The 19,855-nt window shown below is 72.0% G+C and carries 15 protein-coding genes and 2 tRNA genes; 11 read left to right on the forward strand and 6 right to left on the reverse strand.

The features are described from left to right. Window positions 1–17 precede the first annotated feature (17 nt). A complete protein-coding gene (locus tag QRY02_RS46255; protein WP_285989013.1) occupies window positions 18–788 on the forward strand; it encodes a fumarylacetoacetate hydrolase family protein in 771 nt (256 codons plus the stop codon). 50 nt (window positions 789–838) lie between these two features. On the opposite strand, the gene QRY02_RS46260 is transcribed toward QRY02_RS46255, so the two are convergent. Continuing rightward, window positions 839–2,077: an FAD-dependent oxidoreductase gene (locus QRY02_RS46260; protein ID WP_285989014.1), complete on the reverse strand. Its 1,239-nt coding sequence runs from the start codon at window positions 2,075–2,077 to the stop codon at window positions 839–841. Between the two features lie 417 nt (window positions 2,078–2,494). Here QRY02_RS46260 and QRY02_RS46265 point away from each other — a divergent pair, with 417 nt between their 5' ends. From QRY02_RS46265 to QRY02_RS46275, 3 genes are all read left to right on the forward strand, one after another. Next, window positions 2,495–3,322 carry an HAD family hydrolase gene (locus QRY02_RS46265; RefSeq protein WP_285989015.1) on the forward strand — a complete coding sequence of 276 codons (828 nt, stop codon included), beginning with the start codon at window positions 2,495–2,497 and terminating at the stop codon, window positions 3,320–3,322. Window positions 3,323–3,372: 50 nt separating this feature from the next. Next, a tRNA-Gln gene (locus QRY02_RS46270) sits at window positions 3,373–3,444 on the forward strand. A 101-nt stretch (window positions 3,445–3,545) separates the two neighbouring features. Beyond that, window positions 3,546–3,621, forward strand: a tRNA-Glu gene (locus QRY02_RS46275). Between the two features lie 378 nt (window positions 3,622–3,999). On the opposite strand, the gene QRY02_RS46280 is transcribed toward QRY02_RS46275, so the two are convergent. Both QRY02_RS46280 and QRY02_RS46285 read right to left on the reverse strand, forming a co-directional pair. Further along, window positions 4,000–4,359 (reverse strand): DUF6292 family protein, encoded by a 360-nt coding sequence (locus tag QRY02_RS46280; RefSeq protein WP_285989016.1) that lies wholly within the window; start codon window positions 4,357–4,359, stop codon window positions 4,000–4,002. A 106-nt stretch (window positions 4,360–4,465) separates the two neighbouring features. Next, window positions 4,466–5,998 (reverse strand): alpha-L-arabinofuranosidase B, encoded by a 1,533-nt coding sequence (locus QRY02_RS46285; RefSeq protein WP_285989017.1) that lies wholly within the window; start codon window positions 5,996–5,998, stop codon window positions 4,466–4,468. 445 nt (window positions 5,999–6,443) lie between these two features. On the opposite strand from QRY02_RS46285, the gene QRY02_RS46290 reads away from it, so the two are divergent. Genes QRY02_RS46290 through QRY02_RS46300 form a run of 3 tightly spaced genes read left to right on the forward strand, consistent with a single transcriptional unit; the run spans window position 6,444 to window position 9,598 of the window. Continuing rightward, window positions 6,444–7,901 (forward strand): NAD(P)/FAD-dependent oxidoreductase, encoded by a 1,458-nt coding sequence (locus QRY02_RS46290; protein ID WP_285989018.1) that lies wholly within the window; start codon window positions 6,444–6,446, stop codon window positions 7,899–7,901. Continuing rightward, a complete protein-coding gene (locus QRY02_RS46295) occupies window positions 7,898–8,971 on the forward strand; it encodes a hypothetical protein (RefSeq protein ID WP_285989019.1) in 1,074 nt (357 codons plus the stop codon). The genes QRY02_RS46290 and QRY02_RS46295 overlap by 4 nt, the downstream gene beginning before the upstream one ends. Before the next feature lie 27 nt (window positions 8,972–8,998). Next, window positions 8,999–9,598, forward strand: coding sequence for a TetR/AcrR family transcriptional regulator (locus QRY02_RS46300; protein ID WP_285989020.1), 600 nt, complete (start codon window positions 8,999–9,001; stop codon window positions 9,596–9,598). Between the two features lie 177 nt (window positions 9,599–9,775). Here the strand turns inward: QRY02_RS46300 and QRY02_RS46305 are convergent, their stop codons facing one another. The 3 genes from QRY02_RS46305 to QRY02_RS46315 form a co-directional block, all read right to left on the reverse strand. Then, window positions 9,776–10,189, reverse strand: coding sequence for a histone-like nucleoid-structuring protein Lsr2 (locus tag QRY02_RS46305; protein WP_285989021.1), 414 nt, complete (start codon window positions 10,187–10,189; stop codon window positions 9,776–9,778). A 248-nt stretch (window positions 10,190–10,437) separates the two neighbouring features. Further along, window positions 10,438–10,623, reverse strand: a complete 186-nt coding sequence (locus QRY02_RS46310; protein WP_285989022.1) for a hypothetical protein — start codon at window positions 10,621–10,623, stop codon at window positions 10,438–10,440. A 488-nt stretch (window positions 10,624–11,111) separates the two neighbouring features. Then, window positions 11,112–11,789 (reverse strand): HU family DNA-binding protein, encoded by a 678-nt coding sequence (locus QRY02_RS46315; RefSeq protein ID WP_093950764.1) that lies wholly within the window; start codon window positions 11,787–11,789, stop codon window positions 11,112–11,114. A gap of 677 nt (window positions 11,790–12,466) precedes the next feature. On the opposite strand from QRY02_RS46315, the gene QRY02_RS46320 reads away from it, so the two are divergent. From QRY02_RS46320 to QRY02_RS46335, 4 genes are read left to right on the forward strand one after another with little or no spacing between them, the layout of a single operon-like run. After that, window positions 12,467–14,218, forward strand: coding sequence for an ATP-binding protein (locus tag QRY02_RS46320; RefSeq protein WP_285989023.1), 1,752 nt, complete (start codon window positions 12,467–12,469; stop codon window positions 14,216–14,218). A gap of 36 nt (window positions 14,219–14,254) precedes the next feature. After that, window positions 14,255–15,415 (forward strand): exonuclease SbcCD subunit D, encoded by a 1,161-nt coding sequence (locus QRY02_RS46325; protein WP_285989024.1) that lies wholly within the window; start codon window positions 14,255–14,257, stop codon window positions 15,413–15,415. A 1-nt stretch (window position 15,416) separates the two neighbouring features. Continuing rightward, a complete protein-coding gene (locus QRY02_RS46330) occupies window positions 15,417–18,860 on the forward strand; it encodes an AAA family ATPase (RefSeq protein ID WP_285989025.1) in 3,444 nt (1,147 codons plus the stop codon). Continuing rightward, window positions 18,857–19,834 (forward strand): hypothetical protein, encoded by a 978-nt coding sequence (locus QRY02_RS46335; RefSeq protein ID WP_285989026.1) that lies wholly within the window; start codon window positions 18,857–18,859, stop codon window positions 19,832–19,834. Before QRY02_RS46330 ends, QRY02_RS46335 begins: the two co-directional genes overlap by 4 nt. Window positions 19,835–19,855 lie beyond the last annotated feature (21 nt).

The following is a 19,855-nucleotide window of genomic DNA, read 5'->3' on the forward strand; positions in this document are numbered from 1 at the left end:
GCACGTAGACTGGCCGCGTGCGCCTAGCCCGAATTGCTCATCCCGGTGGTGTCGCGTTCGCCTCGATCGAAGGCGACGGCGACGACGCCCAGGTCCTCGAAATCGCCGAGCACCCCTTCGGCCAGCCGAACTTCACCGGCAAGCGGTGGCCGCTGGCCGACGTCCGGCTGCTCGCGCCGATCCTGCCGTCGAAGGTGATCGCCGTCGGCCGCAACTACGCCAAGCACGCGGCCGAGTTCGGCAACGACGTGCCCAGCGAGCCGATGCTGTTCATCAAGCCGTCGACGACCATCATCGGACCCAATGCGGCCATCCGCCGCCCGTCCGGCATCGGCCGCGTCGACTTCGAGGGCGAGCTCGCGATCGTCATCGGGCAGCCGGTGAAGAACGTCCCGGCCGCCCGCGCCGCGAGCGTCATCCTCGGGTACACGATCGCCAACGACGTCAGCGCCCGCGACCTCCAGAAGTCCGACGGCCAGTGGGGCCGCGCCAAGGGCTTCGACACCTTCTGCCCGATCGGCCCGTGGATCGAGACCTCGATCGACGCCTCCGACCTCGCGCTGCGGGCCGAGGTCGACGGCGAGCTCAAGCAGGACGGCCGCACTTCGGACCTCGTCCACAAGATCCCCGAGCTGGTCGAGTTCGTCTCCGGCGTCATGACGCTGCTGCCCGGCGACGTCATCCTGACCGGCACGCCCGAGGGCGTCGGCCCGATCGAGGGCGGCCAGAGCGTCTCGATCACCATCGAAGGCATCGGCACCCTGACCAACCCGGTCGAGAACGTCTAGACCCCGGGCGGTGAAGGCCACCCCCGGCCGGGGTGGCCTTCGACGGTCCGTCAGCGCTGCACCGGCTCCATCGCCCGTCGCGCGAAGGCCGGGGCGTGCTCCGGGCGCAGGCCCAGCCCCAGCAGGCGGGCCGGGAGGTACGACAGGCGCGGGAACCGGGCGAACAGCTTGATCATCGGCTCCGGCGGGCCGTTGCGCCTGCCGTTCATCACGCCGCGGACCACCGTCCGGTGCAGCAGGCGCTGCAGCCCCTGCACCAGCAGCGTGGGCGCGAGGCGGCGCGAGCGCACCTTCGCCAGCTCGGCCTCCGTCGGACGGCCCCGGCGCAGCGGTTCGGCCAGCAGCGTCGCCGCCGCGACCGCGTCCTGCACCGCCAGGTTGATGCCCACGCCGCCGATCGGCGACATCGCGTGCGCCGCGTCGCCGAGGCACAGCAGCCCGTCGACGTGCCACTTGCGCAGCAGGTTGAGCCGCACGTCGAGGAACTTGACGTCGTCCATCGTCGCCAGCTCGTGCACCCGGTCGGTGAACTCGGGGCAGATCTGCGTCACGTTCTCCCGGAACGCCTCGATGCCGTGGGCACGCAGGTCTTCGCCCTTCGGCGCGAGGTAGGCGACCTGGTAGAAGTCCGGCCGGGGGAGCGGCACCGCGAAGCGGCGGTCCCGCATCTTCGGCAGCAGCATGTTGCCCGCTTCGCCGTCACCGCGCGAGAGCCGGAACCACCAGACGTCGAACGGGCAGTCGTACTCCCGCGGCACCAGGCCGGCCTCACGGCGGGCCAGCGACCAGCGGCCGTCGGCGGCGATGACCAGGTCGGCGCGGATTTCGCCGGTCTCCCCGGCGCTCGTGCGGTAGGTGACGCCGGCGACCCGGCCGTGCTCGCGGACCAGCCCGGTGCACTCGGTCTCCATCCGCTGGACGAACGTCGGTTCCTTGCGCGCGCTTTCGGCGAGCAGGTCGAGGAAGTCCCACTGCGGCACCATCGCGATGTACGGGTGGGCCACCTTCAGCCGGCTGAAGTCGGCCAGCTTCATCAGTTCGCCGTTTTCCTGCGGGAAGCCGGCCGAGTGCAGCTCACTGTGCGGCAGGGCGTGGAACTTCTCGCCGAGCCCCAGCTCGTCGAGCAGCGTCAACGTCGACGGGTGCACCGTGTCCCCGCGGAAGTCGCGCAGGAAGTCGGCGTGCTTCTCGAGCACCGTCACCTCGACGCCGGCCCGGGCCAGCAGCAGCCCCGTGATCATCCCGGCCGGCCCGCCACCGATGACGACGCAGGTCGTGCGCTCGGTCATCTCGACCATCTCCCTTATTCATCGCTTGTTGAATAAGTTGAGGATGCACCCGCACGGCACCGGCGTCAAGGGGTGTGAGCGGAGATACGCTGATCGGGCGACGACCGCCCGCCCGTGGGCGGTGGCCGAAAACCGTCCAAACGCGACAGTTGGGCAACGGTGTTCCGGCTTCGCGCGGCTCCCGCGGCGGGATGCGGAGGCGCCCATGTGGACGGAGCTGATTCCCAAGCGGGACAAGGGGATTCGCCGAGGAATCGATTGCTGTCACGGACGAGCCGGCGCCGCGGGTGCGGGTGGCCGGGTAACCGAATGGGGACGGTTCGCCAACTGGGAGTAGAGCCGGTGCGCCGGAACAGGCGAGCGGCAATCACCTCTTTGGCAGCGTCGCGAACGCGGCGGTTGCCCTAGCCTCACTGGGTGGATTTCGCCCTGGCACCCCGGACCCCTTCGCGAACCGCCTCGCCCGCCGCGGCGGCGTCCGAGCCCTGGGCGCCGCCCGAGCTCCGGCTGGTGTGCCTGGACATCGACGACACGCTCATCGACTGCACCGCCGCGATCCGCCGGAGCCTCCACATCCTCACCGGCCGGGGTGACCTGTGGCCGCTGTGGGACCTCATCACCGAAGAGCACGTGGCCCTCGTCGTCGCGGGCGAACTCGACTACCGGACGATGCACCAGCGGCGCACCGACTGCTTCCTCGCCGAGATCGGCATCCTCGCCGACGCCGAGCAGGTCAGTTCCTTCGAGCGCCGCCGCAGGGAACTGCTCGACCACTCGTGGCAGCTGTTCGACGACGTCCTCGACTGCCTGGAGTGGCTGCGCGCCGCCGGCCTGATGCTGGCCGCGGTGACGAACGCCTCGGGTGTCCACCAGCGGAAGAAGATCGCCGACCTGGGCCTGGCGCCGTTCTTCGACCACGTCGCCATCGCCGGCGAGCTCGGGGTGGCCAAGCCCGACCCGGTGATGTTCCACACGGTGTGCCTGGGCCTGGGCTGCGCCCCGGGGCAGGCGGTCCACGTCGGTGACAAACTGGACACCGACGCGATCGGCGCCCGCGACGCGGGTCTGGGCGCGGTCTGGCTCGACCGCGACCGCATCGGCGAGCGCGCCCCGGAGGGCGTCCACACGGTGGCCGGCCTCGCCGAGCTGCCTGAGCTGCTGGTTTCGGAGTACGCCACGATCGGGGTCCCGGCCCAACGCGGCAGTGGCACCCCCGCGTTCACGGTCCGGAACGGCGTGCTCTAGTATTTCTCCTCGTGCGGTGCTGAACCGGCCCAGCCGGAGCGGTACCTCACTGGGGTATGGTGTAATTGGCAGCACGACTGGTTCTGGTCCAGTTAGTCTAGGTTCGAGTCCTGGTACCCCAGCTGCGGAGAGTGACCCCCCTGCGAAGCGGGAAATCGCTTCTGGTAGGTTCTCTCCAGCAAGAAAAACAGAAAAGCCCCTGGGAGACCAGGGAAGATCCTAAGCCCCCGTCGTCTAGCGGCCTAGGACGCCGGCCTCTCACGCCGGTAGCGTGGGTTCGAATCCCATCGGGGGTACCAGCAGTAACCGAACCCGTCTGACCCAGGTCAGGCGGGTTTTTTGGTGCCGTGACCAGCCTGCGGGGCCGGCGGCGCACCCGGGTGCGCCGCCTCGGGGTGGTCCGCCGGCTCGGTGGCGGGTGAAGTCCGCGTCTCTCGGTGAGCTCGCGGACACGCCCGGCCCGGCGCCTCGTCCGGGATGGCGCCCACCGGTACGTCGTCGGCCGAAACCGGCAGCACACCGTCCACAGTGGAACTCGTGACGGCCGCCGACCGCCAGGGTCGGCGCGCCGCAGGCGGCGGGTGACGAGACCCTGATCGCCACCGCCTGCGCGACGACCAGCGGGCCGTGGTGGCCACCGTGCGGGAAATGCCTGTGCGGTAACGGAAAATGCTCGATCACCAGGGCCGCTGAGCCGGCTCGGGAGTGTCCTCGTCCGACCGGCGCACCGGGCGTTCCCCGCGTTCGGACAGGGCGGTGAGGGCGAAGTCGGCCACCGCCTCGGGGGCTCGCGCGCCCGGCAGGTCGGCGACGACCCGCAGCGCCGGGCTGCCGGCGTCCGCGGCCAGCTCCCAGCCTTCCCCCGGGGTCCAGCGCAGCAGGTAGTCGCTCGGTTCGCGGTCTCCCGCCTGACCCGCGAACCGGATCTGCCCGCCCGCGAAGTCGCCGGTGTGCGAGCGCGTGTCCTCCGGCTGCAACCCCAGCTCCGCGGCCACCGCCCGCATGTACGCGGCCGTGGACGGTTCGTCGTCGGTCATGGCCCGCCTCCTGTCGCAGGCGGTGACTACCCGTGCGGGCGGGGTGGGAAACGCCGGGACCCGCGGAACCGCACGGGGGAACGGTTCCGCGGGCGTCCGGGACCGGCTACGGCGCCCAGGGGGCGGTGACGGCCCAGCTGACGTCGTCGGCCCAGGAGGCCGTGGCGTCGAACGCGTCAGGCCCGCCGTTGCTCGCGATGTACACCGTGTTGTCGTAGTGGCGGAGGAAGCGGTCGGGGTAGTTGAACGAGGCGAACGACGTGCCCTGGCCGTTCTTGCCGGCCTGCGGGCAGAACGTCGCGTCGGCGCGGAAGGCCGCGCTGCCGTCCATCGGCTGACGCAGCAGCTGGTAGTTGTAGTGGCGCAGGAAGTCACCCGGGTAGTTGCGCGACTCGAACGACACGCACGACGGGTTCGCCAGGCCGCGGCGCACGATCCAGGAGGCGTCGTTCTTGTCCAGGGCGGAGCTGCCCGAGCCGACCACCGACGTGACGGCGTCGTCGAACTGGTGCCGGATGTACCGCGTGGTGCAGCACGCCGTCGTGGCGCGCAGCGAGATCGTCGATCCGGGGTTCAGCGTGCCGCCGGCCACCGGGCTCGGGCCGCCGTAGCCGACCGAGACGACGTTGGCCTGCACGGCGTTGTCGGCCGCGTCGGTCGGCAGCCCGCTGGTCATCACGCCTTCGAAGAACGACCCGATCGAGCCGTTGCTGTTGTCGCCGCCGGTGCCGAGGACGATCGAGCCCTCCTGCCGCATCGGCGAGTACCCCGGCTGGGTCGGTTCCGGTCCCGCGTAGCGCGTGGCGAGGCCGCCGGACTGGGCGTTGCCGTCCTTCGTGGCGAAGAAGTTCTGCCCGTTGTTCTTCAGCAGCGCGGTGACGAACGGCGCGGCGTTGCCGGTGTACGAACTGTTCTTGCTCGGCCCGGAGTCGGACTGGAACAGGCCGTTCTCCAGGTCGGCCTGCACCCACGGGCCCTGGCCGACGCACGGCGAGAACCAGCATTCGGTGCCGAAGTTGATCGCGTCCATGTGGCCGTTGCCGGTGTCGGCGATGGACACCTCGGCGTTGCCGTAGTCGAAGCAGCACCGGTTGTTGACGTGGGTTCCGGACGTCACCATGTACATGCCTTCGGCCTGGCCGTTCACGGCGACGCCCGCGGCCGAGGTGTGCCGGTAGCCCATGCGGCCGGAGAACGACGCGCCGTACACCGCGTGGCCGCCCGCGGTGACGGGCAGCGCGTCCGCGGGCACGCCGGAGTTCGCGGGGCCCGCCGCCCCGGCCGGTTCGATGAACAGGTCGTTGTGCCGGGGCGACTGGTCGTAGATGACGTTGATGACGCACGTCGAGCCGGCGCAGAAGGAGTCCTGCGTGGCCGCGTTGGCGTACCCGCCGGCGGCCAGCAGCCCGACGTTGGCGACGGCGCCGTCGGACGCCCGCTTCAGCTGGTACAGCGGACCGTTGTAGGACGAGTACAGCGCGCGGGTGGTGCTGTGCGCGGCCACGCAGGGGGTGCCCGCGGCGCCGTAGATGTCGCACGGCAGGGAGGTGGCGGCCCCGGCTTGACCGGCGTTCAGGACGGTGGCGGCGAGCACCAGCACCCCACCGGTCAGCAGTGATGCAGTTTTCCGAGCGAACATGAAAACCTCTCCGTTTCGAGGGTGGAGACCCGGGAAAAAGGCAGGGCGAAACGATTCCGGGATGCCGGCGTGCAGAATCGTACGGGCATGCGGAATGCGGGGAATGACGGTGGGGGATCGGTCGGCCGGGCCCGTGATCAGGGGCGGAGCGAGGGCTCAGGGCGAACCGGCGACGACGGGCAGCATGAAAACCTCCCTGCGGCGTTGCAAGGTGTTAGCGCTAACATTTGTGCTGGAGAGAGCTTAGACGGTGAGTTCCGCGTTTGGCAACAGACGTCGTCGAATCGTCGATCGGCTCTTCGGTGGCCGCGTTCGAAGGCATTCGGAAATCTCCGGCGAATCGGGCAACGGTGTCCACTGTGGACGCCCGGGGAGGGCTTGACACCCGCCGGTGGTCATTCATACATTCGGTGTCTCTTTGTATGAATGACGGGAGTTGATCCGCATGCGGCTCGGCAAGACCGCCGTCGTCCTCGGAGGCAGTGCCGCCGGTCTCTGCGCGGCCGGCGCGCTGGCCCCGCACTTCGACCGGGTGCTGGTGCTGGAACGCGACGAACTGCCCGACGGGGCCGAACACCGCCGGGGCGTACCGCAGAGCAAGCACCCGCACTTCCTGCTCAACTCGGGCCGGCGCGCGATCGGCGCGCTGTTCCCCGGCTTCGAGGACGACCTCATCGCGGCGGGCGGGCTGCTGCTGATGCCGTCCATGGACGCCGCCTACCTCGACGGGCCGGGCTGGTCGGCGCGCAAGCGCAGCGCCATGACGATGGTCTACGGCTCGCGGATCCTCATCGAGCGCGTACTGCGGGACAAGGTGCGGGAGCTGGCCAACGTGGTCGTCCGCGAAGGGGTCGCCGTGCGCGGCCTGACCACCGCGGACGGGGAGATCACCGGCGTCGGCTTCACCGCGGCCGACGGCGAGGAGCACGTCGACGCCGACTTCGTCGTGGACGCCATGGGCCGCGGGTCCCCGGTCGCCGGCTGGCTGGCGGCGGCCGGCTGGCCCGAGCCGGAAGTGCAGACGCTGGACGCCAAGGTCACCTACACCTCGCGCTGGTACGACCTGCCAGCCGAACGCCCCGCGTCCTGGTGGTGGCGGCACCTGGTGATCATGCCGACGCCGGACAAGGGCGAGCACCCCGCCGAGCACGAGTTCCTGGTCAACCTCTTTCCGATCGAGGGCAACCGCGTCATCGCCTGCATGGGGTCGTGGGGACTGGAGATGCCCAGCACCACCGACGCGTTCGTCGAGACGGCGCGCCGGGTGCGGACGCCGTTGTTCGCCGACGCCATGGACCGGTGCGCCCCCGCCTCGCCGGTCCACCTCACCCGCTCGACCGGCAACAAGTGGCGGCGCTACGACCGCCTGCGCACCCCGCCGCGTCGCTTGGCCTTCGTCGGCGACTCGATCTGCGCGTTCAACCCCTTCTACGCCCAGGGCATCAGTTCCGCGTCGGCTTCGGCCCTGCTGCTGCGCGAGCACCTGTCCCGGGCCGGACGGCTCGACGCGAGGTTCTCCGCCCGCTTCTTCGCCGCGCAACGCGGATTGCTGCGCGTGCCGTGGCGCCTGGCGATGGCCAGGGACCAGGGGTACGCGTGCGCGGTGGGCACCGAACAGCTGCCGGAGTGGCGGCGGCGCATCGTCGCGGCCGTGTCGGCGCCCGCGTTCAGCCTCGTCGTCGGCGCCGCCCGGGAGGACCCGGTGGTCGACGAGCACTTCGCCAAGGTGTTCAACCTGGACGAGTCGCTGGGGCAGATGCTGCGCAACCCGCGGGTGCTCGCCGGCCTGGTGCGCTACCGCGTCCGCGCGGCGCTGGGCCGGCACCGCGTGCCGTTCGGGTTCGACCCCCAGACCGAGCCGCCGGCCACGGACTACTCGACGGCGACGGCGACCGCGCGATGAGCACGACGTGCGGGCCGGACGCCGAATCCGTCACCCGCGGTCTCGGCTTCGACTGCCACGACGTCTCGCCGGTGGTTTCGGTCCGGCCGCCGTGGGCGCTCGCCCACTGGACGATGCCGCTGCTGGAACTGCTGATCGTCGGCGGCGCGGTGTTCGCTCTGGTGCACGCCCTCCGCCGTCGCCGCGAGGGCGATCCGGTGAACCTGGCGCTGTGGTGGGCTTCGCTGGTCTACCTCTTCGTCACCGAGCCGCCGCTGTACTTCCCGGAGTGGTTCGGGCTCGACCGGCTGTACGGCTTCATCTTCGCCCACAACCGGTTCACGGTGCAGTTCATGGCGGACCGGTTGCCGCTCTACATCGTGGCGTTCTACCCGGCGTTCAGCCAGCTCGCCTACGAGGTCGTGCGCTCACTGGGGCTCTTCCGGCGCGGTGCGCTGCGGGGCTCGGTGGCCGTGGCCTTCGTCTGCCAGGTGTTCTACGAAGTCTTCGACCACCTCGGCCCGCAGCTGAAGTGGTGGGCCTGGAACCCGGGCAACACGATCGTCAACCGGCCGGCGCTGGCGTCGGTGCCGCTGAACAGCATGCTGCTGTTCGCTTCCGTTTCGATGGCCGCCATGACCTACCTCGTCGTGCGCCTGACCGGCGGCCCGCCGCGGCGCCGGCTGGTGCCGCGGACGCTGCTGGCGGGCGTCCTCACGCCGCCGACCATGGCGATCGCCGGGATCCCGTCGAGCTTCGCCGGCGAGAACGCAGGCGCGCGGGCGTGGATCCTCGGCGTCGAACTGGGTCTGCTGTGGGTGGCCGGCGTGTGGATCCTCGTGGCGCACCTGCGTTCCGGCGAACCGGGTGAACCCCGGTCGGCCTTCACCCGCTTCTATCCGGCGGTTTACCTGGGCGGGATGGCGGTGTTCTGGCTCGGGACCCTTCCGGCTCACCTGGCCGCGAAGGACGGCGTCACCGCGGACGGCACCCCGATCGGCAGCGGGTGGTACGCGCTCGCCTGCTTCGCCGGGGCCGGCCTGCTGCTGCTCGCGCTGTCCCGGCGGGACCGCGCCCCTGCCCCGGCCTGAGCGGCCGTTCTCGGGGAAGATGGCGGCATGGGGCACCACGGATGGCAGGGCAACCCGCCCGGCACCGAAGACGAGGCACGCCGCCGGATCGTCGAAGCGGCGACGGCGTGCCTCGACCGGGCCGGGCTGGCCAAGACGAGCCTCTCCGACGTCGCCGCCGAGGCGGGCGTCACCCGGCAGACCGTCTACCGCTACTTCCCGGGCCTGAAGGACATCCTGCGGGCCGTCGCGCTGGCCGGGGTCGAGGAGTTCGCCGGGCGGATGGAGCGGCACCTGGCCACGTCCGGCACGGCGGCCGAAGCCGCGGTGGAATCCGTGGTGTTCGCCGTCCGGACGCTCCCCGGGGAGCCGCACATGGGGCTGCTCCTGCAGGCGGGCGAAGCGGACTTCTTCACCGACGGCGTCATTTCGCCCCTGGCGTTTTCGTACGGCGCGCGGATCCTCCGCAACCTGCCGGTCGACTGGGCGGCCGCCGGTATCGCGACCGATGAGGAGCTCCAAGGGCTCGCCGAGGTCCTGATGCGGCTGTTCCTGTCGTTCCTGCAGTACCCCTCGACACCGCCGCTCGGCGACGACGAGCTGCGTGCCCTGGTCCGCCGCTGGATCGGACCGGCGCTGCGCGGGTGAGGCGCCCGGCCGGTTTCCGGAAACCGTGCGCTGAATGCGCTGACAATTCATGACAACGCGGGAAGTGTGATGCCTCCCACGTCCCCCGGGAATGCCGACGGCGGTGGCGAGGGTGTTCAGCCCTCGCCACCGCCGCTGCGGTGATCTCTCCCCAGTGATCTCCCGGCCACCGCGTCACTACTTCTTCGCGGCGGCGACCTTCTTGCGCGGCGCGCGCTTGCGCGGCGGGGCGGCGGGCGCCTCGGCCTCTTCGACCTGGGCCTGCTCGTAGGCGGCGATCACCTCGGAGGACAGCCGGCCCCGCTCGGAGACCTCGTAGCCGTTCGCGTTGGCCCAGGCGCGGATCTGCTGGTTGCGCTCGCGGTCGGTGGTGCTGGTCGTGGTCGACTGCCCGGTGGCGACGCGGACCTTGCGGCCGCCGATGCGCCGGCCGGCCGCGATGTAGCGGGCCAGTTCGTCGCGCAGGGCGCCGGCGTTCTCGTCCGAAAGGTCGATTTCGTAGGTGACGCCGTCGAGGCCGAACTGAACGGTCTGGGCAGCGGTGCTGCCGTCGATGTCGTCCAGGATCTCGACGAGGACTTTCTGGGCCACGGGAATGCTCCTCAGCTGGATGTGCGTCCGGGGGAACGCGACGTGTGACAAGTTGCACAATGGTCGGCGTTCTTCGGTCGAGTGTATCCACCCGAGGAGAGGTACGGCAATTTCCTCCTGGTTTACGCGGAACGGCGGCGGCCCGGGGTGGTCCTGATAGGACCGGCCACCGCCGTTCCGGCCGGGCCGCGGCTTTCGCCCGGCGACGGCGGCGCGGCGGCAATACCGGCGGAAATGACGCCGGGAATCTACGTTCCGGACGGCGTGGAGCCCTGCTCGCCGTGGTGGTAGGGCGGATCCGTCTCGAGCGCCTCGTCGGCGGCCCCTTCGGCGGGATCGGCCAGGTGGGCCTCCGCGGCGGCTTCTTTCGCCTCTTTGATGAGCTGCCGGCTGTGGGCGAGGTCCGCTTCGGGCCGGTTTTCGTTCTCCGTCATCGCGACTCCTTGCCGTCGGATTGCGTTCTCTGCCCCGACGGCTACCCGCGAAGGCCCGAACGCAACCGTCGGCGGCCGGGGGTGGAAAGGGCCGCGGGGCGTTCACCCCAACGAGTGCCGCGGTGAATTGTTCGGCGGCTGGCGGCGGATCGGGTGAGCCGGTGACCGGGACCGGTTCCGTGCTGCGCGAGGGCGGGGAATTGCGAGGTGGGTCCCGTTGCCGATGTCCTGTGTGGTGGCGCCGCGTCCGGGCCGTGGGCGGTGCACAGCGTTCAAGCCGCCGGAGAGTGGCGCGAGGCGGATCGGCGGTCGGGAAGGCGAAGGCCCGCGCGGCAAGCCGTGAGCGGCGATCTCAGCCTGGCTCGGGTGTGAACGGTCCGCGGTGGTCCAGCGTGGCGTGGCGGGGTGAGTGGGTTCACCGGCCCCGGAACGCCGGAAGGGCCCCGCACCAGGCAGGTGCGGGGCCCTTCCGATCGTCGCCAGGGGTGTTACTTCTTCTTGGCGGCGGAGGTGCGCTTGGCCGGGGCCTTGGCAGCGGCCGGCTTCTTGGCCGCGGCGGTCTTGGTCGCGGCCGGCTTGGCGGCCGCGGTCTTGGCCCGCGTGGTGGTCGCCTTCGCCGTGGTGGCCTTGGCCGCCGTGGTCTTCGCCGCGGCGGCCTTCGGGGCCGCCTTGGTGGCGGTGGTGGCCTTGGCGGCCGGCTTCGCCGCGGTGGCGCGGGTCCGCGTGGTGGTCGAGCGCGTGGTGGCCGGCTTGGCCGCCGCCGCGCGGGTGGTGCGGGTCGTCGTCGCCTTGGCCGGCGCGGCGGCCGCGGCGGTCTTGGTGGCGGTCGCCCGCGTGCTGGTGGTGGCGGCGGTGGCGCGCTTCACCGGGGTCGCCTTGGGCAGCTTCTTGGTGCCGGAGATGACGTCCTTGAAGGTGGTGCCGGCGCGGAAGGCGGGCACGTTGGTCTTCTTGACGCGGACGGCCTCACCGGTGCGCGGGTTGCGGGCGGTGCGAGCGGCGCGGGCGCGCTTCTCGAACACCCCGAAGCCGGTGATGTTGACCTTTTCGCCCTTGTTGACCGTCCGGATGATGATGTCCACCAGACCGTCAACGGCCTGCGAAGCCACCTTCTTGTCGCCCAGACGCTCCGACAGCGCCTCGATCAGCTGGGCCTTGTTCGTCATTCCAGTCCTCCATAGTGGAACTACTAGTCACGGCCCATCTCGGCCGACACTGCACACGGTATTACCAATACCGCACAAAATCCAACCGGGGGTCGAAATATTTCCTTGTGCGGGGGCGGGTTCCGCCTCCGCAGAGCCCCTCGCCGGACGCCGCCCGGTGCGCGGCCCGGACTCCCGCCACGCCTCTGATCAGGCAAAACCCGGTGGGGGAGCCGTCCACAGTGGTCGTCCATATAGGACCCGAGGCCCTTCCGGAGAACTTTTCCCGCGACACGCCGGTCCGGGGTGTCGCGGCGTGTGGGGGAGCCCACCCGGACCCGATCCCGCGCAACGGCGGGGGATCGCGGCCCGCCCCCGAGGCGCCTCTGGGGCCCTCCCGGCGCCGCTTCGCCGTGGAGCCAGGGGGAAGCGGCGCCCGTAACGCCCCGCCCGCCCGGCGCGACCCCTGGGCACGGCGTTGCGGCGCAACCGGTACGCCCGGCGCAGGGGTCGCCGGAATGCCTGTGGCGGGGACGAAAGACCCTCCCCGAAGGGTGAGCTCACTCGTTCGGCGCAGTCTTGGCCTGCGGCGACGCGGTGGCGGCAACGGTGGCGGCAAGGCCGTGTTGGGCGCGGGACTGTCGGTCCCGCGGGCTAGTCTGCCGCGGGAGGAAGCGCCGGGTGAGACAGGGAGAACCGTGGACCAGGAGACGCTCACCACCGTGGTCGGCCGGGTGGCCGGCACCGAGGACTCGACGCCGCTGCAGTTCTGCGTGGCCATCGATCAGGACGCCTATCTGCAGCTCGACGACGTCGTCGTGACCCGGCGGGAACTCCCGGGGCTCGGCGAAGTCACCTCCTACGGCGTCGTGACCCAGGTGACCGCGCGGCACGAAGGCGCCAGCTTCGGCAGCGACGTCTTCCTGATCTCCGACGGGGTCCTGCCCGCCCAGGTGCAGGAGATCGCCGAGATCGCCACCACCCGCGTCGAGCCCGAGTGCTACGTGCCGCCGAGGCCGGGCAGCCGGGTCGAGCGGGCCGTGGGAGAGGATCGCGCGCAGGCGCTGTACTTCGACAACATGACCCGCCAAGTGGCGGTCGGCCTCGGCCGGGACGGCGAACCCGTCTACCTCAACATGGACTTCCTCGACGGCACCCGCGGCGCGCACGTCAGCATCAGCGGTGTCTCCGGCGTGGCCACGAAGACGTCGTTCGCGTTGTTCCTGCTGCACTCGATCTTCCGCGGCGGCGCCCTGCCGAACGCCCACAACGCCAAGGCCCTCGTCTTCTCGGTCAAGGGCGAGGACCTGCTGTTCCTCGACACCCCGAACGTCCACCTCGACGAGAAGCTCAAGGCCGAGTACGCCAAGCTCGGCCTGCCCGCCGAGCCCTTCGCCTCGACCGGGTTCTTCGCACCGCCGACACCGTCGGACACCACGGGCAAGCCTCACGTGACCGGGCGGACCTCGGGTGTCGGCGCGTTCTGGTGGACCATCGCGGAGTTCTGCGCCAAGGACCTGCTGCCCTACGTCTTCGCCGACGCCGAGGACGAGCGCAACCAGTACACGATGGTCATCCACCAGGTCGCGAACCGCTTGCGCCTCGACAGCACCCCGGCGGGCAAGGACGGCGCGGCGAACGTCGACGGTGTCCTGTGCCGCACCTACGCCGAGCTCGTCGACGTCATCTGCGAGCGCGTCACCGACGAGGAAACCCGCGCGAGCTGGGCGGGTGCGGTCACCGGCGCGGGCACCGTCAACGCCTTCATCCGCCGCCTGCGCTCGAGCCAGCGCGCGCTGTCCGGCCTCATCCGCGGCGACCTCGCCGACCACCCCGCGCGCCAGCTGTCCACGGAGAACCAGCAGGTGACCGTGGTGGACATCCACAACCTCGTCGAGCGGGCGCAGCGGTTCGTCGTCGGCGTGACGCTCGCCGCGGAGACCGCGCGCAAGGAGGCGGCCGGCCCGGGCGGGCTGTTGTTCACCATGCTGGACGAGCTCAACAAGTACGCGCCGCGGGAAGGCAGCAGCCCGATCAAGGAGGTGCTGCTGGACATCGCCGAGCGCGGCCGCTCCCTCGGCGTCATCCTGATCGGCGCGCAGCAGACCGCCAGCGAGGTCGAGCGCCGGATCGTCAGCAACAGCTCGGTCCGCATCGTCGGCCGCCTCGACGCCGCCGAGGCGTCGCGGCCCGAGTACGGCTTCCTCCCGGCCAGCCAGCGCGTCCGCGCGACCCTGGCCACGCCGGGCACGATGTTCGTGAGCCAGCCGGAGATCCCGGTGCCGATCGCCGTCGGCTTCCCGTTCCCCGCCTGGGCCACGCGGCTTTCCGAGGCCGGGACGATCCCGACGACCACAACAGGGCTGTCTACGTCGAAGAAGAGTGATCCCTTCGCCGGGCTGCCCACGCGCGGCAGCGACCCCTTCGGTGACGACCCGCCGCCGTTCTGAGCCTGACCGCCCACCACCCGAACGGAAGGACGAAGGGTGAAGTTCCTGCACACCTCCGACTGGCACATCGGCAAGACGCTCAAGGGGCGCAACCGCCTCGACGAGCAGCGGGCCGTGCTCGCCGAGATCGTCCGGATCGCGCGGGACGGGCAGTTCGACGCGATCCTCGTCGCCGGTGACCTCTACGAGACGTCGGCGCCGTCGGCGGCCGCGCAGGAACTCGTGGTGCGGGCGCTGATGGCGCTGCGCGAAACCGGTGCCGAGGTGCTCGCCATCGCCGGGAACCACGACCACGCCGCGACGTTCGAGGCGTACCGCCCGCTGCTGCGGGCCGCGGGCATCCAGCTCACCGGCGATCCCCGCCCGGTCCACGACGGCGGTGTCGTCTCGTTCGACGCGCGTTCGACGGGCGAGCGCGTCAACGTCGCCGTGCTGCCCTTCCTTTCCCAGCGCTACGCGGTCCGCGCCGCGGAGCTGCTCGCCGGGACCCCGGCCGACAACGTCGGCGAGTACGACCAGCGCGTGCGCGACATCCTGGAACACCTCAAGACGGGGTTCACCCCCGGCGCGGTGAACCTCGTCATGGCGCACCTGACGGTGACCGGCGGGACGATGGGCGGCGGGGAACGCGCGGCGCAGTCCATCTTCGAGTACCACGTGCCCGCGACGGCGTTCGGCGCCGACCCGCACTACGTGGCGCTGGGCCACCTGCACCGGCGCCAGTCGCTGCCCGCCGCGTGCCCGGTGCACTACAGCGGTTCGCCGTTCGCCGTCGACTTCGGCGAGCAGGACAACACCAGTGTGGTGCTGTCGGTCGAGGTGAGTCCCACCACGCCGGCGAAGATCACCGACATCCCGCTGACCGCCGGGCGGAAGCTGCGCACGGTCCACGGCACGGTGGCGGAACTGACCGGCCGCGCCGCGGAGTTCGGCGAGGACTACCTCCGCGTCTACCTCCGCGAAGCGACCAGGGCCGGGCTGCGGGAGGAGATCCAGGAAGCCCTGCCGAACGCCCTGGAAATCCGCATCGACCCGGAGTTCGCCGCGCCGGTGACGACCTCGGGCCGCGACCGCGCGATCGCGGACCGTTCGCCCGGCGAGCTGTTCGCGAACTACTGCGCAGAACGAACCGTCGAGGACAAGCGCGTGCAAGCGCTCTTCGCGCGGCTGCACGACGAAGAGACGAGCGGGGTGTGACATGCGGCCAGTGCTGCTGGAGATGACCGGCTTCGCGTCCTTCCGCGAGAAGACCGAAGTCAGCTTCGAAGACACCGATTACTTCGCGCTCGTCGGGCCGACCGGCGCGGGCAAGAGCACGGTCATCGACGCGCTCACGTTCGCGTTGTACGGCTCCGTCGCCCGCTGGGACCACGAAGGCCTCGTCGCGCCCGCGCTCGCGCCGACGGTGAACCGCGCGACCGTGCGGCTGGTCTTCGACGCAGGCGGCGCGCGCTACCACGTAGTGCGGGAAGTCCGGCGCAGCGGCGGCAAGAAACCCACGGTCAGCGTCAAGAACGTCCGCCTGGAACGGCTGATCGACCCGGCCGCGCTCGGCGGCTCCGAGGACGAAGCCGACGCCGTTGCCGCGGACTCCGAAGTGACCCCCGCGGTCGAACGCCTGCTCGGGTTGACGTTCAAGCACTTCTGCACCTGCGTGGCGCTGCCCCAGGGCGACTTCGCGGAGTTCCTGCACGCGAAGGCCGCCGACCGCCAGAAGATCCTCATCAAGCTGCTGGGCCTGGAGGTCTACGAGCGGATCGGCCGCCGGGCCGGGGTGACGGCGGAGCAGCAGAAGCAGCGCGCCGCCGTCCTCACCGAACAGCTCGGCAGCTACGCCGACGCCACCGAAGAAGCCGTCGCCGAACACGCTGCCCGCATGACGGCGCTCGCGGAGCTGGACGCGCGGGTGAACGCGGCCCTGCCGGGGTTGAACGACGCCACCCGCGCGCACGACGAAGCCCGGCAACGCGTCGCCACGCTCACGGCGGAACTGAAAGTCCTCGACGCTGTAGAACGACCGGACGGCGTCGAAGACCTCGAAACCCGGCGTCGCGACGCGGCGGCCGCGGCCACGGCCACCCGGGGCGCGTTGGAGACGGCGGAAACGGCGGACGAAGCGGCCCGCACCGCCCTCGCCGCGGCGCCCGCGCGCAGTGAACTGGAACGGATCCGCGCCGACCGCACCGAGCTCGAGGCGACCGAGACGGCCCTCCCGCGGCTCGAAGAGGCGGCGAAAGCGGCGGCGCAGGCCAAAGACGCCGCCGCCGTCGCGGTCACCGAAGCCCTCTCCGTCGCCGAGGTGGCCCGGAAGAACCGGGACTCGACGGCCCGCGCCGCGGAGGACGCCGCCGCGGAAGCCGGGCGGGCCCGTCAGGACCGCGACCGGCTGGCCGGCCTGCGCCCGCCCGCGGATCTCGGGGACCTGTCGGCGGATTCGGCGCGTGTGGCGAACCGCACCGAAGCCGCGGCCGCCCGCCTGCGCACGGCCGAGGCCGCCGACACCGAAGCGCGGGCGGCGCTGGCCGCCCAGCCGGACGTCGCGCCGCTCGCCGCGGCCCGCTCCGACGCGCGCACGCTGTACGCGTTGTGCGAGGCACAACGGAAGGCCGTCCCCGAGCAGGCCGCGCGCCGGAAAGAACTCGAAACGGCGCGAAGCACCTTCGCCCGCGCGGACGCCGAAGTGACGGCGGCGAAGACCGCGGTGACCGAAGCGGAACGGGCCGGGCAGGCGCTGAGCCTGCGAGCCGGCCTCGCCGTCGGGCACCCGTGCCCGGTGTGCGAGCAGGAAGTCACGGCACTGCCCGACTCCGGCGGGCACGCCCACCTGGCCGAGGCCCGGGACCGCCTCGAGCGCGCCGAGCGCGATCGCGCCGCCGCCGAAGCCGTCGTGCGCAAGCTGGAGCGGGCCGTCGACCGCGACGCCGACTCCGCCGCGTCGGTGGCCGCCCAGGCGGAGGAACTGCGCGCGGTGCTGCTGGAAGTGGACGGCCCGCCCGAATCGGCGGTGCTGCTGCGGCCGGTCGAGGCCGCTTTCTCCGAGCAGGACTACGCGGACCTCGTCGCCGCGGTGCGCGAGCGGGGCGAGTGGCTGTCGAAGACGATCGACGGCCGCGCCCGCGCCGCCGGGACCGCGAAGGCCGCGGACGAGGAACTGGCCGCGGCCCGCGCCGAACGCGCGGCCGCGCAGCACGAGGCCGACGCCGTCGAGAAGTCGTTCGCGGCGGCCAGGGAAGCGCTGCGGGCCGCACGCGACCCCCTGGTGGAGCTGGGCGCGCCGGCCATCGACGGCGACGACGTCCCGGCGGGCTGGCAGCGGCTCACCGCATGGGCGGCTTCCGCGCTGGCGGACCGGCGGACGGCACTGGCCGCGCTCGAAGCGGCCGCCGAAGCCAGGGGCAAGGAAGCCGTCGTCGCGGCGGACGACCTCGCCGCCGCCGAGCGGAACGCCGAGGAACGGCGGAAGCGGGCCGTCGACGCGGGCTTGGCCGAGCAGGCGGCGGCCACCGAGTTCGCCACCGCCCGGCGCCGGCGCGGTGAACTCGCCGCGGCGCTTGCCGGCGCGCCGTCCGCGGCCGTCGTCACCGAGGAGCTGGCGAAGGTCACTTCTCTCGAAAAGGCCGCGAAGCAAGCCGACGCGGACCTGCGCACCGCCCGGGCGGCCGCGAAACGCGCCGCGGAAGCCCAGGCGGGCATCGGCGCCCAGGTCGACGCGGAGCGGCAGCGGTTGTCGCGGGCGCGCGACCCGCTGGTCGGCCTCGGCGCCCCGCCGATCGACGGCTTTTCGGGGGCCCGGGGTGAAGCGCCGGTTGTCACAGATGGCGGAAGCCTCCTCGAAGCCTGGTCCGCGCTCACGGATTGGGCCGCCGGCCAGGCGAAGGCCCATCGCGAGCGGCTGACCGGCGCGAAGACCGAAGAAGGCGAGGCCGCCGAAGCGTTGCAAGCGGCCGAACGCGCGGTCGCCGACGACGTCACCGCGCTCGGGGTCGCCGTGCCGGAGGGGCCGGTGCGCGACCGCGTCCCGGTCGCCGTCGCGGCCGCCCGGGCGCGCGCCGAAGCCGACCACGCCGACCTGAAGCGGCGCGTGGCCCGGGTGGCCGGGCTGCGCGAAGACATCGCGGCCGCGGAGTCCGACGCCCAGGTCGCGCGGCTGCTCGCGGATCTGCTGCGCTCGGACAAGTTCCCGCGCTGGCTGATCGCCGGGGCGCTCGACACGCTGGTCGCGGAGGCGTCGGCGTCGCTGCTGGAACTGTCCGGCGGCCAGTTCGAGCTGACCCACGACAAGGGCGATTTCCTGGTGGTGGACCACAACGAGGCCGACGCCCGGCGCCCGGTGAAGACGCTGTCCGGCGGCGAGACGTTCCAGGCGTCGCTCGCCCTGGCTCTGGCGCTGTCTTCGCAGCTGGGGGCCATGGCGGCCGAGGGCGCGACGCGGCTGAAGTCGATCTTCCTCGACGAGGGCTTCGGGACGCTGGACGAGGCCACCCTCGACGTCGTGGCGTCCACTTTGGAGAACCTCGCCGCGTCCGGCTCCCGGATGGTCGGGGTGATCACGCACGTGCCGGCGCTCGCCGAGCGCGTCCCGGTGCGGCTCCTGGTCACCCGGGACGGCACCGGCTCGCACATCGCCAGGGAGGGCGCATGACCGCGGTGGCCGGGATGAACTTCAGCATCGACGCCTGGGACCCGGGCTACGGCAGCTCGATGGAGGCCGAGGAGCTCGGCCGCTCCCAGGCCGAGGTCGAGCTCGACGTCGAGGTCCCCGAGGCCGAGTGGGCGCCGATCGACCCTTCGCCGGTTTCGCCGCCCGAGGCCGTGCTGTTCGTCGACGGCGTCCGGCGGATCGACGCGCGCGTCTGGATCGACGACCCGGCCGGCACGAACTCGGCGTCGATCGGGATCTGCGCGTCCTACGCGGCCGGGGTCGTGTGCTGCTGCGAGGGCCAGGCGCACGTCGTCGGCACCGACGTCCGGCGGGGGCTGTTCACCGTCGCCCCGCGGGCGGACGACATCGCCACCCCGGCCGGGATCTACACGGCGCACCGCGCGGCGGCCAAGGAGGACAAGCCGCTGCCGGTGGTGCTGTCGTCGGCGTTGCAGGAGCAGCTGGCCGAAACCGAGCTGGAGACGGCGATCCGGGCGCGCACGGCGATCGACGGCCACGTGCGCGGCGACCTGCTGGTCGTGGACGGCCCGCTGCGCGGCCGGGCGCACCTCGACCGGGCCGTCGGGTTCATCAAGAGCCACCAGACGACCTACCTGCCCGGCGAGCTCAACGCGATGGTCGGCCGGCTCGGCCCGCACCAGCGCACGCCGGTGTTCCTGATGGGCACGACCTGGGTCCGGCACTCGTGGTACCTGCGGCTGCCGTCGGCCGGCGGGCCGCCGTGGTCCGGGGTCGTGCGGGTGGAGGCGGCGCCGCACCTCGGGCGCGAGCAGGTCGCCGAGCTGGCGAACGTCACCCAGTCGGTGCTGGGGCGGTTCGCGTCGGTGCCCTACAAGGACTCGCGGGCACCGCAGAACCTCTACCCGATCGCGGGGCTGGAGCGCGACCTGCGGCACCGGCTCGGTGACCAGCAGTTCGTGTACCGGGCGCTGCGGCTGGCCGCGGCCCGCTGACGCCGGGGCCCCCGGGCCGGC

Origin of the sequence: Amycolatopsis sp. DG1A-15b (genome assembly GCF_030285645.1) — a bacterium.
Lineage (GTDB): Bacteria > Actinomycetota > Actinomycetes > Mycobacteriales > Pseudonocardiaceae > Amycolatopsis.